The sequence below is a fragment of the Demequina rhizosphaerae genome (assembly GCF_000971255.1).
GTDB lineage: Bacteria > Actinomycetota > Actinomycetes > Actinomycetales > Demequinaceae > Demequina > Demequina rhizosphaerae.
Genome location: NZ_BBMC01000007.1, coordinates 101,851 through 116,183 on the forward strand (window position 1 = coordinate 101,851; position 14,333 = coordinate 116,183).

A 14,333-nucleotide genomic window follows, 5' to 3' on the forward strand; every position below is an offset into this window, starting at 1 on the left:
ATCGTGCCCGGTAGAGTCGGAATGTGAGCGTCCCACCCGAGGGCTACGGCGCGGCGGACGTGCAGCGCTACGTCCAGGAGCCGCCCAAGCAGGCCCAGCGCACCCCGTTCGAGCGCGACCGCGCCCGCATCGTGCACTCGAGCGCCCTGCGCCGCCTGGGCGCGAAGACCCAGATCCTGGGCGCCGGCACGGGCGACTTCGTCCGCACGCGCCTCACGCACACGCTCGAGGTGGCGCAGGTGGGCCGCAGCCTCGGCAAGGTGCTCGGCTGCGATCCGGACGTCGTCGACGCGGCGTGCCTCGCGCACGACCTCGGCCACCCGCCGTTCGGCCACAACGGCGAGCGAGCGCTGGACGAGGTGTCTCGTGACATCGGCGGCTTCGAGGGGAACGCGCAGACCCTGCGCATCCTCGCGCGGCTCGAGACCAAGACCTACGACCCCGTGACGGGTCAGAGCGTGGGCCTCAACCTCACGCGCGCCGTGCTGGACGCCAGCGTCAAGTACCCGTGGACCGAGGACGCGACGCCCACCCGTCCCGACGGCACCCCCACCCGCAAGTTCGGCGTCTACGACGACGACCTGCCGGTGTTCCGCTGGCTGCGCGAGGGCGCCCCCGAGCGCGCCCAGAGCTTCGAGGCCCAGGTGATGGACCTCGCCGACGACATCGCCTACTCCGTCCACGACGTCGAGGACTCGGTGGTCCACCACACCGTCTCCCTCGGGGTGCTGCGCGACCCGGCGCGTGCCCGCGAGATCGCCGACCACGCGCGCGTCTGGTACGGCCGCGGCGAGCCCGAGGCGCTCATGGCCGCGCTCGACCGGCTGCGCGCGGAGCCGTGGTGGATGGACGAGTACGACGGCTCGCACCGGGCGCTCGCGACGCTCAAGGACATGACCAGCCAGCTCATCGGCCGCATCGTGGGCACGGTCGCGGAGGCCACGCGCGCCGAGTACGGCGACGGGCCGCTCACGCGCCACCACGCGCGGCTGGTCATCCCCGCGGAGATCTCCGACGAGATCCTCATGCTCAAGGGCATCGCGGTGCACTTCCTCATGGCGCCGCGCGAGAAGAAGGCGGCCTACCGGCAGCAGCGGGAGCGGATCGCGGCGCTCGTGGGCGCGCTGGTCGAGCTGGGCGACGAGGCGCTCGAGCCGCACTTCGCGGTGATGCACCGCGAGGCGGCGGACGATGCGGCGCGCAAGCGGGTGGTGATCGATCAGGTGGCGTCGCTCACCGACAAGTCGGCGTACGACTGGCACCACCGGTACGTGGCGCGGCGTCGGGGCTGAGTCAGGCGCCGGGGGTCTCGGCCGTCTCGGCGACGTCCGCCGTGCGGCGGGCGAGCAGGCGGTGCTCGGCGACCAGGATCCCGACGACGACCGCGGCGCCGGCGAGGGCCGCGAGCAGGGGACCGACGATCGGGTCCGTGGGGGCGATGCGCGCGCCGTCGGCGTCCTGCCACGGCCACAGCGCGACGAGCGAGCCAGCCATGATGCCCGTGAGCACCACGAGCGTGAGGCGGCGGTGGTGCTCGAGCAGCCACTGGAGCAGCTTGACGATGGTGACGAGGCCGATCGCCAGGCCGGTCGCGAACAGCGCGAGGTAGCCGAGGTCGCGGTCGTTGAGCGCGGCGATGGTGGGCTCGTACAGGCCCATGGTGAGCAGCAGGAACGAGCCGGACAGGCCGGGCAGCACCAGCGCGGACACCGCCAGGGCGCCGGCGGGGATGAGCACGTACCACTCGGGCGAGAGGTCGCCCGCGGGCAGCGACACGACGATCGCGACCGCGACGGCGGAGGCCGCCGCCAGCAGCCACTCGCGCCACGTCCACGGGACGACGGGGGAGCGCGGCGCGACGCGGCGGGAGTGACGGAAGGGCACCGCGAGGGACGCGAGGACGAGGCCGAGGAACAGCCCGCGCATCGTCTCCGGGTGGTCCTCGAGCAGGCCCTCCATCACGTGGGCCATCGACAGCAGCGCGATCACCATGCCGACTCCGATGGGCAGCACCACGCCCCAGGACACGCGGGCGAGCTGCGCGCGCGCCTCGGCGAGACCCCGGCCGCGCAGCCCGTCCGTGACGGCGTGGCGGAGGCCGGCGATGAGGTGGCCGGCGGAGGTGAGCAGCGTCTCGTACACGCCGGTCATGAGCGCGACGGTGCCGCCGCTCACGCCGGGGACGGTCTCGGCGGTGCCGATCATCGCGCCGCGCACGAGGTCGAGCGCGACCAGGAGGGGCGTGCGGCGCGCCTGCGGGGCGCCGGCCTCGACGGGGGTGGCCTGGTGCGCGGTCATGCCGCTCCTTCCTGCGCGGGGGTGACCCCCGCATCGTCCCGGCGCGCACGCCGCTCGCGCAAGAGCAGCGCGAGGGCGATCGCCGGGAGCAGCAGCGGGACCCAGCCGTAGGCCGAGCCGTAGCCGGTCCACACGGTCTCGTCGGGCCACCACGAGGACTCGACGTAGCCGAGCGTGCCGACCACGAGGACCCCGAGCAGCTCGAGGGCCGTCCCGACGAGCGCGACGCCCGTCCAGCGCCGCCACAGCGCGACCGCGATCACGAGGTAGAGCAGCGCGGACACGCCCGACACCAGGTAGGGCACGGGGGCCTCGGACAGCTTGGTCGCGATCTGGTACGTCGACCGGCCGAGCGCGGCGAGCGCGAGGACGGCGTAGGCGACGACGAGCGACAGGCGGGCGACGCCGCTCATGCCGCGGCCTCGAGGATCACCAGCACGCGCCACGCCACGACGGCGAGCGCCACGGCGACGATCACCGCGGAGGCGGCGTCCACGCGCGTGATCTGCGACCGCGTGAGCACGGGGCGGTGCGGGTCGGGGTCCGCGGAGGCGGCCTCGGGGGTGCCGAGCCGCCCGATGCCGAGCAGCGCGAGCAGGGCCACCGAGGCGACGGTGTAGCCCAGCGTGAGGATGATGTCCGCGTCCGCGCCCGTGAGCAACAGGACCACCACCGCCACGGTGTGGACGGCGACGGCCGCGTACGTCACGGGCACGAGCAGCCTGAGGGCACGATGCGCGGGCGCCCACGCGAGCGTGATCAGCCCGGTGAGCGCGAGGAGCGCGGACACGCCGAGCACGAGGGGGTGGATCACCCCCGTGTACAGCTCCACTAGGCCTGCTGCGCCGCCTGCTGGACGCGCATGGGGAGACGGGTCATCTCCTCGCCGTCGACGCTGATCACCCACGAGAACAGGCGCGGCTTGTCGAAGCGCAGCCCGTCGATGGTGAACGCGAAGCTCGCGACCTGCTCGTCGCCGTCCACGAGGTGCGGCGGGCGGCCGACGGTGAACTCGCCGCCCATGGCGCGGATCGGGGTGGGCTTGCCCTCGGCGTCCGGACGGATGCCGATCGGGTACTCCACGCCGTCCTCGGTGAGGAGCTTGAGCTCGAAGTTGTGCGTGCGGTTCGTCTCGGTGAAGGGGACGTGCACGATGGCGCCCACGGAGAGGCGGCGGTGCACGGCCGGGAAGCCGCGCACGAAGATGATGTTCCACCCCGCGCCGAGCGCGTAGATCTTGTTCTGCACGACCTCAGCCGAATCGGCGAGGAATGCGTCCACTCTCACAACAGCGTCCTTTCCTGGGGTGCGGCTCAAGCCTAGCGCCACTCGGTGCCGTGCTCCGGCGCGAACGGGGACGATGCACCGGAAGCGGGCCGCGCCCGAGTACCCTGTGCCCGTGGCGGGCACGATCAACAGGGACGACATCGCGGCGGTCCGTGAGCGCGCGCCCATCGAGGAGATCATCGGCCAGCACGTCTCCCTCAAGTCCGCGGGCGTCGGCTCGCTCAAGGGGCTGTGCCCCTTCCACGACGAGCGTTCCCCCTCGTTCCACGTGCGTCCGGCCGCCGGCCGCTGGCACTGCTTCGGCTGCGGCGAGGGCGGCGACGTCATCGAGTTCGTCATGCGCATGGACGGCCTGCCGTTCGCCGAGGCGGTCGAGTACCTCGCCGAGCGGGCGGGGGTGACGCTGCGCTACGAGGCGGGCGGGCGCCGCGGCTCCGAGTCCGGGGCGAGCATGCGCCGCCGGCTGCTCGAGGCCCACCGGGTGGCCGCCGAGTACTTCGTCGAGCAGCTCGGCTCGCCCGAGGCCCGCATCGCGCGCGACTTCCTGCGCGAGCGCGGCTTCGACGGCGAGGCCGCCGCGCACTTCGGCTGCGGCTACGCGCCGCAGGGCTGGTCCCACCTCACCGACCACCTGCGCCGCAAGGGCTTCACCGAGCCCGAGCTCAAGGCCTCCGGGCTCGTGTCCGAGGGCCAGCGAGGCGTCTACGACCGCTTCCGCGGGCGCCTCGTGTGGCCCATCCGCGAGGTGACGGGCGACGTCATCGGCTTCGGCGCGCGCCGCCTCCACGAGGACGACCAGGGCCCCAAGTACCTCAACACCCCCGAGACGCAGATCTACAAGAAGAGCCACGTGCTCTACGGCATCGACCTCGCCAAGGGCGCGATCCGCAGCGAGCGCACCACCGTGGTGGTCGAGGGCTACACCGACGTCATGGCCTGCCACCTCGCGGGCATCACCAACGCGGTGGCGACGTGCGGCACGGCCTTCGGCGAGGACCACGTCAAGGTGGTGCGCCGGCTCATGGGCGACACCGGGCAGGCGCAGATCAAGGTCGGGTCCACCGGCGCCAAGGTGGTCTTCACCTTCGACGGCGACGAGGCCGGTCAGAACGCGGCCCTCAAGTCGTTCGCGCTCGACCAGCAGTTCCTCGCGCAGACCTTCGTCGCGGTCGACCCCGAGGGCATGGACCCGTGCGACATCCGGCAGCGGGACGGCGACGACGCGGTGCGCCGCCTCATGGAGCGCCGCGTGCCGCTGTTCGAGTTCGTCATCAAGGCCTCGCTCGCGGCGCACGACCTCGAGACGCCCGAGGGGCGGGTCGCCGCGCTGCGCACGGCCACCCCCATCGTCGCGCAGATCCGCGACCGGGCGCTGCGCCCCGAGTACGCGCGTCGCCTCGCCGGGTGGCTGGGCATGGAGCCCGCCGACGTCCTGCGCGCCGTGTCGCGCGCGGGGGAGCGGGGGAGCGCCCCGCAGGGCCAGCCTGCCGGCCAGGGCGGCCAGCCCGCGCATCGTCCCGACGACGGCCCGCCGCCCATGGACCCCGAGACCGGGCAGATCATGACGGTGTCCGCCGCGCGGCCCAACCCGCGCGACCCGGTGGTGCGCGCCGAGGCGCTGTCGCTCGGCGTGCTGCTGCAGGCCAAGGCGGACATCGCGCAGGACCCGATGACGCTCGGGATCGTCGCGGAGCTCGCGCGCGACTCGTTCACCGCGCCCCAGTACGGGCAGATCTTCGACGCGGTGGTCGCCGCCGGCGGCCCGGGTGCGGCGGTCGCGGACTGGGTCGGTGCGGTCGAGGAGCAGGCCGGGCCGGACCTCGCGCCGCTGGTGTCGCAGCTCGCGGTCACCCCGCTGCCGCACGACAAGCCGTCCGAGCTGGGCCACTACGCGCGCTCGGTCCTCGCGCGGCTGCTCGACCTCGCGATCACGCGCCGCACGGCGGACCTGCGCGGCCGCATGCAGCGCGCGGGCGCGGGCACGGACGCCGCCCAGGAGGCGTTCGCGGAGATCATCCGGCTCGAGACCCGCCGGCGCCAGCTGCGCGAGGTGGAGTGACCGTTCGCCGGTCACGGCTCGGCAAAGGCCGTGTGAACTGAGAGTTACCAGGCCGAAAACTCTTGTCGACACGTGCATGTTTGATGTGAGGGCACGGATAGCGTGTCGGGGAGGCCGCGTCCACGCGGCCGGGCCGCGATGATCCGCGGCGCCCCCATCACCATGGAAGGTGTCACTGTGAGGAACCGTCTGTTCGCCCCCGCCGCCGTCGCGGCCGGCCTCGCGTTCGCGCTCGCGGGCTGCTCCAGCTCCGACGACGCGGGCTCGGAGTCGTCGCCCGACGCGACCGGCACCGCGGCGGCCGCCGCCGAGCTGCCCGAGTCGCTGACCCTCGCCCTCGTCCCGTCGGACGACGTCGAGCAGATCACCACGGACGGCGAGGCGCTCGCCACGGTGCTGTCGGACGAGCTCGGGATCGACGTCGAGGTGTTCGTTCCGGACAGCTACAACGCGGTCGTCGTGGCGCTCCAGACTGGCCAGGCGGACATCGGCTTCCTCGGCCCCATCGCCATGTGGCAGGCACAGGAGGAGGCCGGCGCGGATATCGTCCTGCAGGCCGTCCGCTACGGCGCGAGCGACTACGTGGGCCAGTGGTTCACCAACGACCCCGACACCTACTGCCTCGACGACGTCACCACCGAGGCGGACGACGAGGGCATCAACTACTCGTACTGCAACGGCGCCACCGGCTACGAGGGCCCCCAGGGCGAGGACGCGCTCGCGCTCGTGCCCGAGGACGCCTCGATCGCCTGGACCGACGCGACCTCGGCGTCCGGCTACTACTTCCCGGCCATCCAGCTCGCGGAGATCCTCGGCATCGACGACGCCGCGTCGGCGTTCCCCGACGGCTTCTTCGCCGGCGGCCACTCGCAGACCGTGCAGGCGGTCTACGACGGCGAGGCCACCATCGGCCTGTCGTACAACGACGCGCGCTCGAACCTGGCGGAGGAGTTCTCCGATGTCGGCGAGAAGGTCGTCGTCTTCGCGTACACGAAGAACATCCCGAACGACGGCGTGGTGCTCTCGGGCGACCTCGACGCCTCGATCCAGGAGACCCTGACGCAGGCGCTGCTCGACCTCGCCGGCACCGAGGAGGGTCTCGCCGCCCTCGACGCGGTCTACGACATCGAGGGTCTCGAGCCCGCCGACCTCGCCGCCTTCGAGGACTTCGTGGGCCCGACCTACGACACCTTCGGCGGCGAGTGAGCGCGTAGGTCTCGTACGGAACATCGCGCCGGCGGCCGGCCACGTGGCTGGCCGCCGGCGCCTTCCCTTTGATAGGCATCTCTCATGATCGAGCTCACGGGCGTCACGGTCCGCTACCCCAACGGCGTGGTCGGCCTCGACGACGTCTCCCTCACCATCCCGGACGGCGAGTTCGTCGTCGTCGTGGGTCTGTCCGGGGCCGGCAAGTCGACGCTGATCCGCACCATCAACGGCCTCGTGCCCGTCACCGAGGGCAGCCTCACGGTCGACGGCGTCGAGATGGCCGGGGCCTCGCAGCGCACGATGCGCGACGTGCGGTCCGGCATCGGCATGATCTTCCAGTCGTTCAACCTGGTGAAGCGCACGTCCGTGATGAACAACGTGATGATGGGACAGATGCACGCCATCCCGGCGTACCGGTCCCTCATCGGCGCGTGGACCGCGGACGAGAAGGAGCGGGCGTTCCGGTCGCTCGAGCGGGTCGGCATCGTCGAGAAGGCGTGGACCCGTGCCTCGCAGCTCTCGGGCGGCCAGCAGCAGCGCGTCGCGATCGCCCGCGCGCTCGCGCAGGACCCCAAGGTCATGCTCGCCGACGAGCCGGTCGCGTCCCTCGACCCGCCGACCGCGCAGATGGTGATGAAGGACCTCCAGCGGATCAACCGCGAGCTGGGCATCACCACCATCGTGAACCTGCACTTCCTCGACCTCGCCCGCCAGTTCGGCGACCGCGTCATCGGGATGCGCGAGGGCCGGATGGTCTTCGACGGCACCGGCGCCGAGGCGGACGATGCGGTGTTCGAGGAGATCTACGGCCGTTCCCTCACCGCGGACGACGTGCTCCCGGGACAGGCATGACGGTCGCCGCGTCCCCGGCGGCGCCAGCGCGGCCCCGCAAGCCCCGGCCGAGCCGGGTCCTGATCCTGGGGCTGGTCGCCGTGGCGGCGACCACCGCGTGGGCGGGCTGGGAGATCGGCTTCACGCTCGGCCCGCTCCTCGAGAACTTCTCCAACGGCTGGGTGGTGGTCGAGCAGTTCCTGCACCCCAACTGGTCGTACCTGGGCAACGCGTGGACCGCGTGGCTCGAGACCATCTCGATCGCGGTCGTCGCGAGCTTCTTCGGCGTCGCCGTCGGCCTCGTCTTCGCCTACATGGCCTCTCGGGTGACCAACCGGTCCACGCCGCTGTACCGGGCCACCAAGTGGTTCCTCGCGGTGCTGCGCTCGCTGCCCGACGTCGCGTACGTGCTGATCTTCGTGGCGCTCGTGGGCGTGGGGTCGCTCGCCGGCATCCTCGCGCTGTTCATCTTCAACATCGGCATCGCGGCGAAGCTCACCGCCGAGACCATCGACGCGGTCGACCAGGGCCCGCTCGAGGCCGCGGACGCGTCCGGCGCGGGCACGTTCGCCCGTGCCCGGTGGGCCGTGCAGCCGCAGATCCTGCCCAACTTCCTGTCGTACGCGCTGTACATCTTCGAGCTCAACATCCGCTCGTCGGTGGTCATCGGGTACGCGGGCGGCGGCGGCATCGGGCAGCTCATCCAGGTGCAGTTCGCCCGCTTCAACTTCGAGAACGTGTCGGCGATCGTCATCAGCATGTTCGTGGTGGTGCTGCTCATCGACCAGCTCTCCCAGCACCTGCGCAGGAGGCTCGTGTGAACGCCGCGTCCACCGCGTCCGAGACGCGCACCGTCCGCCCCGAGGAGCCCGGCAAGGCCCGCGCCACCATCGGCGCGATCGCCCTCGTGGTGGTCGTGCTCGCCGGCGGATTCCTGTCGAACGCCGACTGGGGCAAGCTGCCGGACATCTTCACCGAGGGGGGGAAGTACTTCTCCCTCATGCTCAAGGGCCTCGTGCAGAACCCGTTCTCGGAGCCCTACAGCGAGTACTGGAGCGCCGCGCTCGGCGGCATGCTCGAGTCGATCTCGATGGCGTGGATCGGCACCATGATCGGCGCGGTGCTGTCCATCCCCATGGGCTTCCTCGCGGCGCGCAACGTCTCGCACCCGGTGGTGGTCCAGGTCACCCGCGTGATCCTCAACGCGATCCGCACCCTGCCCGAGCTGGTCTTCGCGATCATCCTGCTGCTGCCCATCTTCGGCTTCGGGCCCAACGCGGGCGCGCTCGCGCTCGGCATCGGCGCCGTCGGCACGCTCGGCAAGCTGACGGCGGAGGCGCTCGAGGGGATCGACCCCGGGCCCGTCGAGGCCGCGCGCGCGGCCGGCGCGCCGGGCAGCGCGATCCTGCGCTGGACCTACTGGTCGCAGGTGCTGCCGGAGGTGCTCGCGTTCTGGCTGTACCGCTTCGAGATCAACATCCGCGCCTCCGCGATCCTGGGCATCATCGGCGCGGGCGGCATCGGCTCGGTCCTGTCGCAGGCGTTCCGGTACCGCGAGTGGGACTTCATCGGGATCCTGCTGTTCGTCATCATCGTGGTGACGGTGCTGGTCGACGCCGTCTCCGGGGCGGTGCGTCACCGCATCATCGCGGGCTCGGGCGTCTCCGACACGAAGGTGGAGCAGGACGCCGCGACGCTGTAGCGGCCGGCGGGTGGGGCGGGACGATGCGCGGCCCGCCGCGACGCTGTCGGCGGCCGCGCGTAGCGTGAACCTGTCGGGACGGGGGAGGTCGTCATGGGTGGTCCACGGGTGTCGTACGTGACGCTGGGTGTCGCGGATCTGGAGCGTGCGCGCGCGTTCTACGAGGCGTGGGGCTGGACGCCCGCGCAGGTGGACGAGGGGATCGTGTTCTACCAGGCGAACGGCGTGGTGGTCGCGCTCTTCGGGCTCGGCGCGCTCGCGGCCGACCAGGGGCGTCCCGACGCCGACCTCGGGGTGGGCGGGATGACGCTCGCGCAGAACTATCCGACCGAGAACGAGGTGGACGCGGTCTTCGACGAGGCGGTCAAGGCCGGAGCGACCCCGCTCAAGACTCCCGAGAAGGTGTTCTGGGGCGGCTACAGCGGCTACGTCGCGGACCCCGACGGCCACGTGTGGGAGCTCGCGATGAACCCGTTCTCGCCACCCGCCGCGGACGGGTCGGTGGTGCTCGGCGGCTGAGGCCGCCGCCGCATCGTCCCGCCGGCAGGTCCCGGCGCGCAGCCTCCCGTAGCCGTCCCGCGCCGTGCCTGCTACCGTCCGAAGGATGGACGCGGACCGCGCCGTCGAGGAGCGGGCGCGACGCAGGGTCGCCGCGCTCGACAATGTCGACGTGCCCTCGGTGAGGGACCTGCGCGACTTCGAGGTGCAGCTGCTGGTGCGGCGTGGCCGGCGCGTCGTCCGGCGGGTCATGCGCGAGGCGGGCATGCTGCGGCCCTGGTGGGAGCGCTCGCCGCTGCTCGTGCTCGTGGTGCCGCTCACGCTCGCCTACGCGGCCGGCAGACCGGCGATGAAGTCCGCGACCAGGTTGAGATTCGCCTTCTCGAGCGCCCATCCGCCCCCGCCGTGATCGCCCTTGAGGGGGTCGGCGGTCACGGCGATCACCAGATCGAGCTCGGGGACGACCGCGATCTGCTGGCCCCCGTGACCCCAGGCCAGGACGTAGGTGTGCGGGCCTGCGTCGATGATCCACCACTGATAGCCGTACGCCGTGCGGTCGAAGTTGTCCCCGACCTTCGAGTACCAAGCGTCCTCCGTGTAGGGCGTCCAGGAGGCGTCGATCCAGTCCTCGGGGATCAGCCGCTCGCCGTCGGCGACCCCGCCGTCGAGGTAGAGCTGGCCGAACCTCGCCATGTCCCGGGCACGCAGGTTCAGCTCGCCCATGCCGTAGCGGTAGCCATCCCAGTCCTGCGTCCAGTCGCCCGGCTCGATGCCGAGGGGGCCGAAGAGGTGCTCGACAGCGAAGTCGAGGAGGTCGGTGTCGCACGCGCGCGACGTCGCGACCGACAGCAGGTGGCTCGAGAGGTTGCTGTAGTCCCAGCCGGTGCCGGGATCCCGCACGAGGGGGACGTCGATCAGGCTCGAGGGTCGGAATCCCTGGTAGAGGGCCGTGAGGAGCTCGTCGGACGACTCCTCCCACTGGTAACCGGCGCGGAACTGGAGCAGCTGCTCGATGGTGATGTAGTTCTTGCGGGGATCGTCGAGCTGGCCGGCCAGCTCGGGGAAGTAGGTCATCATCGGCTCGTCGAGTCCGGCGACGCAGCCCTCGTCGATCGCGATGCCGACCAGCGCGCCCGTGATGCTCTTGGTGGCGGACTGCAGCAGCGCCGTCCGGTCGACCGAGCCGAGGCTGAAGTAGTCCTCGGCGACCAGGGATCCGTTCTTCACCACGACGAGGCCGTAGATGCTCTCGAGCCGCCCGGCATGCCAGAAGAGCTCGGCGACCGCGTCGGGTTCGAGGCCCTGCTCCGCCGGGGTGGACGTCGTCCACTGCTCGGGGTCCTGCGGGGCGTAGTCGACCGCGGCGAGGTCCTCGGTCGACGGGCCACCGCCGCATCCGGAGAGCAGCACCGCGAGGCCGAGCACCGCGCCGGCCAGCGTCCACGGCCCGGAACGGCGCATGCTTCGAACGTATCGGCTCGTCGAGGCGGCGCCAGGGGCGGAGGTCCCGGGGCGGGGGTCCGGGAAAGCAGAAGGCCCGGTCCTCGATGAGGACCGGGCCGGTGGCTCCCCCGACTGGACTCGAACCAGTAACCTGCCGATTAACAGTCGGCTGCTCTGCCAATTGAGCTACGGAGGATCGCGCTCGAATACTGTACCGGATCCCGGAGGGGTCCGTTGACCACTTCGAGGCGCGAACCCCCGCTGCGGTGGTCGTCAGTCGTCGTCGGTGGCGTCGTTGAACTTCGAGGCGACGGCGTCCTTCGCGTCCTCGACCTTGTCCTTGGCACCTGCCTTGAACTGGTCCACCTTGCCCTCGGCCTCGAGCTGCTCGTCGCCGGTCGCCTTGCCGGCGCCCTCCTTGGCCTTGCCCTTGAGGTCCTCGGCGGCGTTGCTCGCACGGTCGCTCATGCTCATGACTCCTCCACTTCGAATCGTCACTGACCGCGGTCGCGGTCACCCTTGATACAAGGCGAATTGTTGGCGAGGCATTCCCCGGGGTGGTCGGGGTCGGGCGCAGGGAGGGGGCCGCGCGCTCGTCGCGCGTGCGCCTCGCTAGACTGTCGGGCGGCCTCCTCGGGGGCCACGGGCCAGTAGCTCAGCCGGTTAGAGCAGTGGACTCATAATCCATCGGTCGCGGGTTCGAGCCCCGCCTGGCCCACCGACGGAGCCTGGGCGGAACCGTATGGGACGAGGCGGCAGACTCAGTGCGAGACGCGCGTCGACAAGGGAGAAGCGGTGGTCAAAGGTGCGGTGATCGTGGTCGGAGCAGGTCCCGGACTGGGCCTGGCGATCGCTCGTGTGTTCGCGAAGGCGGGGCACCCTGTCGCCCTGATCGCGCGGCGCAAGGAACGACTTGAGGCGCTCGTGGGCGACCTCGTCTCCTATGGCATACCTGCGCTTGCCTACCAGGCGGACGCGAGCGAGCCCGGCAGTTTGCGCGTCGCGATCACCGCTGCGATCGCTGATCTTGGTGCGCCTGCATCGCTGGTGTACAACGCCGCTTTGCTCCGCCGCGATTCGCCGACCGACGGGGATGACGGCGGCTGGGTCACGGCGATGGCCGTCGACGTGCTCGGCGCAAAGGTGGCCGCAGAGACCGTGTTGCCATTGCTCGAGGGTGAGCGGCAGAGTCTGCTGTTCACGGGCGGCGCGCTCGCGACGAGGCCGTCGCCGAGCTTTGCGTCCCTCTCGGTGGGCAAGGCGGCGCTACGTGCGTATGTGCAGGCGCTGTCGGTCGAGCTCGCTGACTCGCCCGTGCATGCGGCGATCGTCACGATCGACGGGAGAGTGGACGGAGGTCTGGCGCAGCTCAGCTCCGCGGCCATCGCGAAGGCATACCTCCAACTGCATGAGGCCGAGCCAGTGGCTCGGGTCAACGAGGTCATCGTCAGATAGCGGCACGTCCTCGATCCTCTAGGCGAGACGAGAAGCAGTGGGGCCCGCCACACCGCTTCTCGACACCGGCCGGGTCTGCCCCGGTGTTGATCGACGTCAGCCACCACGGGGGCACACCCATGCGGTGTCGGGCGCTGGTGAGACCATTCCTGGAAGAGCGTGCGGTGACAGGAGGTGTGGGATGCGCGGCGAAGCGACGGTGCTCCACGCCGACCTCGACGCGTTCTACGCCTCGGTCGAGCAGCGGGACGAGTCCGCCCTTCGCGGACAGCCTGTGATCGTGGGCGGCGGCGTGGTGGTGGCCGCGAGCTATGAAGCGAAAGCCCGGGGCGTTCGCACCGCGATGGGGGTGCAGCGTGCGCGTGCGCTCTGTCCTGACGCCATCGTCGTCCCTCCCCGTATGGAGGTCTACTCCGCAGCGAGCCGTGCGGTGTTCGCGATCTTCCACGACACCACGCCGTACGTGGAGGGAGTCTCGATCGACGAGGCATTCCTCGAGGTCGGAGGGCTTCGCCGCCTTGCCGGGACGCCCGAGGAGATCGCCGTGCGCCTGCGGGAACGCGTGCGTGCCGAAGTCGGGCTCCCGATCTCGGTGGGCGTCGCGAGAACCAAGTTCCTCGCGAAGGTGGCGAGCGCCGTCAGCAAGCCCGACGGGCTCCTCGTGGTGGCGCCGGACCGCGAAGAGGCGTTCCTTCATCCCCTCCCGGTCGAACGGCTCTGGGGCGTCGGCGCGGTGACCGCGGAGAAGTTGCACCGCAACGGCGTCTACACGGTCGGGCAGCTGGCCGAGCTCGAGGCGGTGACCGCCGAGCAATGGCTCGGCAAGGCGGCCGGTGCGCATCTGCATGCGCTGGCCCGGCTCCGGGACCCGCGGTCGGTCGACACGACCAAGCGTCACGGATCCATCGGCTCGCAGCGCGCGCTTGGCAGTCGGTCTTACACGGGTGGTGAGCTCGGGCTGATCCTCACTCAGATCGTCGACGGCCTCGCGAAGCGCCTGCGCGATCGCGGATCGTCGTGCGCCACCGTGGTCCTGAGGCTGCGCTACGGCGACTTCGTCAAGGCGACCCGATCGCACACGCTCGCCACGCCTACCGATAGCACCGAGGTGTTGCTCGCCGTCGCCCAGCGATTGCTCGCTGCGGCGGGCCCCGACATCTCCGACCGGGGCGTCACCCTCATCGGCGTCTCGCTCGCGCAGCTGACCAGCGCCGGCACGGTCCAGCCGGAGCTGCCGATCGACTGGAACGACGGGGCGCGCATCGACAGCGCGCTTGACACCGCCCTCGATGCGGTCCGCGATCGATTCGGCTCCGCGGCCGTCACGCGCGCCGCGCTCATCGGTCGCGACCCTGGTGTGTCGGCGCCGCGGCTGCCTGAACACGAGTAGGCACGTGCAGGACCCGCGTGGCGAGCGCGACTCTGGAATGCGCAGCTCGGATCGCGAGGGTCACGTGGGGGCGTGATCCCGCCGAGCGGGCAGTCGGCCATCTGGTCGCCGTCGACGATGGTGTCCGCGATCCACAGCATGCGTGAACAGTTGGATCCGTG

General features: G+C 71.4%; 16 protein-coding genes and 2 tRNA genes. 11 read left to right on the plus strand and 7 right to left on the minus strand.

What is annotated here, in order from left to right; all coding sequences use genetic code 11:
• The first annotated feature begins 23 nt into the window (after nt 1–23).
• Entirely contained in the window at nt 24–1,292 is a 1,269-nt protein-coding gene (locus AOM07_RS10750; protein WP_062313671.1) for a deoxyguanosinetriphosphate triphosphohydrolase, read from the plus strand.
• A 1-nt stretch (nt 1,293) separates the two neighbouring features.
• Here the strand turns inward: AOM07_RS10750 and AOM07_RS10755 are convergent, their stop codons facing one another.
• The 4 genes from AOM07_RS10755 to AOM07_RS10770 are packed head-to-tail and all read right to left on the minus strand — an operon-like array spanning nt 1,294 to nt 3,585.
• Nucleotides 1,294–2,298, minus strand: a complete 1,005-nt coding sequence (locus tag AOM07_RS10755; protein ID WP_084830258.1) for a DUF368 domain-containing protein — start codon at nt 2,296–2,298, stop codon at nt 1,294–1,296.
• Complete coding sequence (locus AOM07_RS10760) at nt 2,295–2,711, minus strand: hypothetical protein (RefSeq protein WP_062313673.1); 417 nt, start codon at nt 2,709–2,711, stop codon at nt 2,295–2,297. The genes AOM07_RS10755 and AOM07_RS10760 overlap by 4 nt, the downstream gene beginning before the upstream one ends.
• Nucleotides 2,708–3,130: a hypothetical protein gene (locus tag AOM07_RS10765; RefSeq protein ID WP_169748152.1), complete on the minus strand. Its 423-nt coding sequence runs from the start codon at nt 3,128–3,130 to the stop codon at nt 2,708–2,710. Before AOM07_RS10765 ends, AOM07_RS10760 begins: the two co-directional genes overlap by 4 nt.
• Nucleotides 3,130–3,585, minus strand: a complete 456-nt coding sequence (locus tag AOM07_RS10770; protein WP_156165308.1) for a DUF6941 family protein — start codon at nt 3,583–3,585, stop codon at nt 3,130–3,132. The genes AOM07_RS10765 and AOM07_RS10770 overlap by 1 nt, the downstream gene beginning before the upstream one ends.
• A gap of 112 nt (nt 3,586–3,697) precedes the next feature.
• On the opposite strand from AOM07_RS10770, the gene dnaG reads away from it, so the two are divergent.
• From dnaG to AOM07_RS14530, 7 genes are all read left to right on the plus strand, one after another.
• On the plus strand, nt 3,698–5,644 hold the full coding sequence (gene dnaG, locus AOM07_RS10775) for a DNA primase (protein ID WP_062313826.1): 1,947 nt from the start codon (nt 3,698–3,700) through the stop codon (nt 5,642–5,644).
• Nucleotides 5,645–5,821: 177 nt separating this feature from the next.
• The gene (phnD, locus tag AOM07_RS10780) at nt 5,822–6,850 is read left to right on the plus strand and encodes a phosphate/phosphite/phosphonate ABC transporter substrate-binding protein (RefSeq protein ID WP_062313677.1); all 1,029 of its coding nucleotides are present in this window, start codon (nt 5,822–5,824) and stop codon (nt 6,848–6,850) included.
• Between the two features lie 84 nt (nt 6,851–6,934).
• Nucleotides 6,935–7,705 (plus strand): phosphonate ABC transporter ATP-binding protein, encoded by a 771-nt coding sequence (gene phnC, locus AOM07_RS10785; RefSeq protein ID WP_062313678.1) that lies wholly within the window; start codon nt 6,935–6,937, stop codon nt 7,703–7,705.
• Between the two features lie 80 nt (nt 7,706–7,785).
• On the plus strand, nt 7,786–8,505 hold the full coding sequence (phnE, locus tag AOM07_RS14765) for a phosphonate ABC transporter, permease protein PhnE (protein WP_169748153.1): 720 nt from the start codon (nt 7,786–7,788) through the stop codon (nt 8,503–8,505).
• The gene (phnE, locus tag AOM07_RS14770) at nt 8,502–9,386 is read left to right on the plus strand and encodes a phosphonate ABC transporter, permease protein PhnE (protein WP_062313681.1); all 885 of its coding nucleotides are present in this window, start codon (nt 8,502–8,504) and stop codon (nt 9,384–9,386) included. The genes phnE (AOM07_RS14765) and phnE (AOM07_RS14770) overlap by 4 nt, the downstream gene beginning before the upstream one ends.
• Before the next feature lie 93 nt (nt 9,387–9,479).
• Nucleotides 9,480–9,905 (plus strand): VOC family protein, encoded by a 426-nt coding sequence (locus tag AOM07_RS10800; RefSeq protein WP_062313683.1) that lies wholly within the window; start codon nt 9,480–9,482, stop codon nt 9,903–9,905.
• Nucleotides 9,906–9,990: 85 nt separating this feature from the next.
• Complete coding sequence (locus AOM07_RS14530) at nt 9,991–10,293, plus strand: hypothetical protein (RefSeq protein WP_084830259.1); 303 nt, start codon at nt 9,991–9,993, stop codon at nt 10,291–10,293.
• On the opposite strand, the gene AOM07_RS10805 is transcribed toward AOM07_RS14530, so the two are convergent.
• The 3 genes from AOM07_RS10805 to AOM07_RS10815 all read right to left on the minus strand — a co-directional run bounded on the left by AOM07_RS10805 (nt 10,212) and on the right by AOM07_RS10815 (nt 11,795).
• Nucleotides 10,212–11,345: a serine hydrolase domain-containing protein gene (locus tag AOM07_RS10805; RefSeq protein WP_062313685.1), complete on the minus strand. Its 1,134-nt coding sequence runs from the start codon at nt 11,343–11,345 to the stop codon at nt 10,212–10,214. The two genes, AOM07_RS14530 and AOM07_RS10805, sit on opposite strands and share 82 nt — an antisense overlap.
• A gap of 102 nt (nt 11,346–11,447) precedes the next feature.
• Nucleotides 11,448–11,523, minus strand: a tRNA-Asn gene (locus tag AOM07_RS10810).
• A gap of 77 nt (nt 11,524–11,600) precedes the next feature.
• Entirely contained in the window at nt 11,601–11,795 is a 195-nt protein-coding gene (locus AOM07_RS10815) for a CsbD family protein (RefSeq protein WP_369401218.1), read from the minus strand.
• 176 nt (nt 11,796–11,971) lie between these two features.
• Between AOM07_RS10815 and AOM07_RS10820 the strand changes: the two genes are divergently transcribed.
• From AOM07_RS10820 to dinB, 3 genes are all read left to right on the plus strand, one after another.
• Nucleotides 11,972–12,045: transfer RNA gene (locus AOM07_RS10820), tRNA-Ile, on the plus strand.
• Nucleotides 12,046–12,137: 92 nt separating this feature from the next.
• Nucleotides 12,138–12,782 carry an SDR family NAD(P)-dependent oxidoreductase gene (locus AOM07_RS10825; RefSeq protein ID WP_062313689.1) on the plus strand — a complete coding sequence of 215 codons (645 nt, stop codon included), beginning with the start codon at nt 12,138–12,140 and terminating at the stop codon, nt 12,780–12,782.
• Between the two features lie 181 nt (nt 12,783–12,963).
• A complete protein-coding gene (dinB, locus tag AOM07_RS10830) occupies nt 12,964–14,172 on the plus strand; it encodes a DNA polymerase IV (protein ID WP_062313691.1) in 1,209 nt (402 codons plus the stop codon).
• Nucleotides 14,173–14,333: the final 161 nt, after the last annotated feature.

Coding starts and splice junctions, on each gene's coding strand:
- AOM07_RS10755 (WP_084830258.1), bottom strand. CDS start 2,298: ATGACCGCGCACCAGGCCACCCCCGTCGAGGCCGGCGCCCCGCAGGCG.
- AOM07_RS10760 (WP_062313673.1), bottom strand. CDS start 2,711: ATGAGCGGCGTCGCCCGCCTGTCGCTCGTCGTCGCCTACGCCGTCCTC.
- phnC (WP_062313678.1), top strand. CDS start 6,935: ATGATCGAGCTCACGGGCGTCACGGTCCGCTACCCCAACGGCGTGGTC.
- AOM07_RS10800 (WP_062313683.1), top strand. CDS start 9,480: ATGGGTGGTCCACGGGTGTCGTACGTGACGCTGGGTGTCGCGGATCTG.
- AOM07_RS14530 (WP_084830259.1), top strand. CDS start 9,991: ATGGACGCGGACCGCGCCGTCGAGGAGCGGGCGCGACGCAGGGTCGCC.
- AOM07_RS10805 (WP_062313685.1), bottom strand. CDS start 11,345: ATGCGCCGTTCCGGGCCGTGGACGCTGGCCGGCGCGGTGCTCGGCCTC.
- AOM07_RS10815 (WP_369401218.1), bottom strand. CDS start 11,795: ATGAGCGACCGTGCGAGCAACGCCGCCGAGGACCTCAAGGGCAAGGCC.
- dinB (WP_062313691.1), top strand. CDS start 12,964: ATGCGCGGCGAAGCGACGGTGCTCCACGCCGACCTCGACGCGTTCTAC.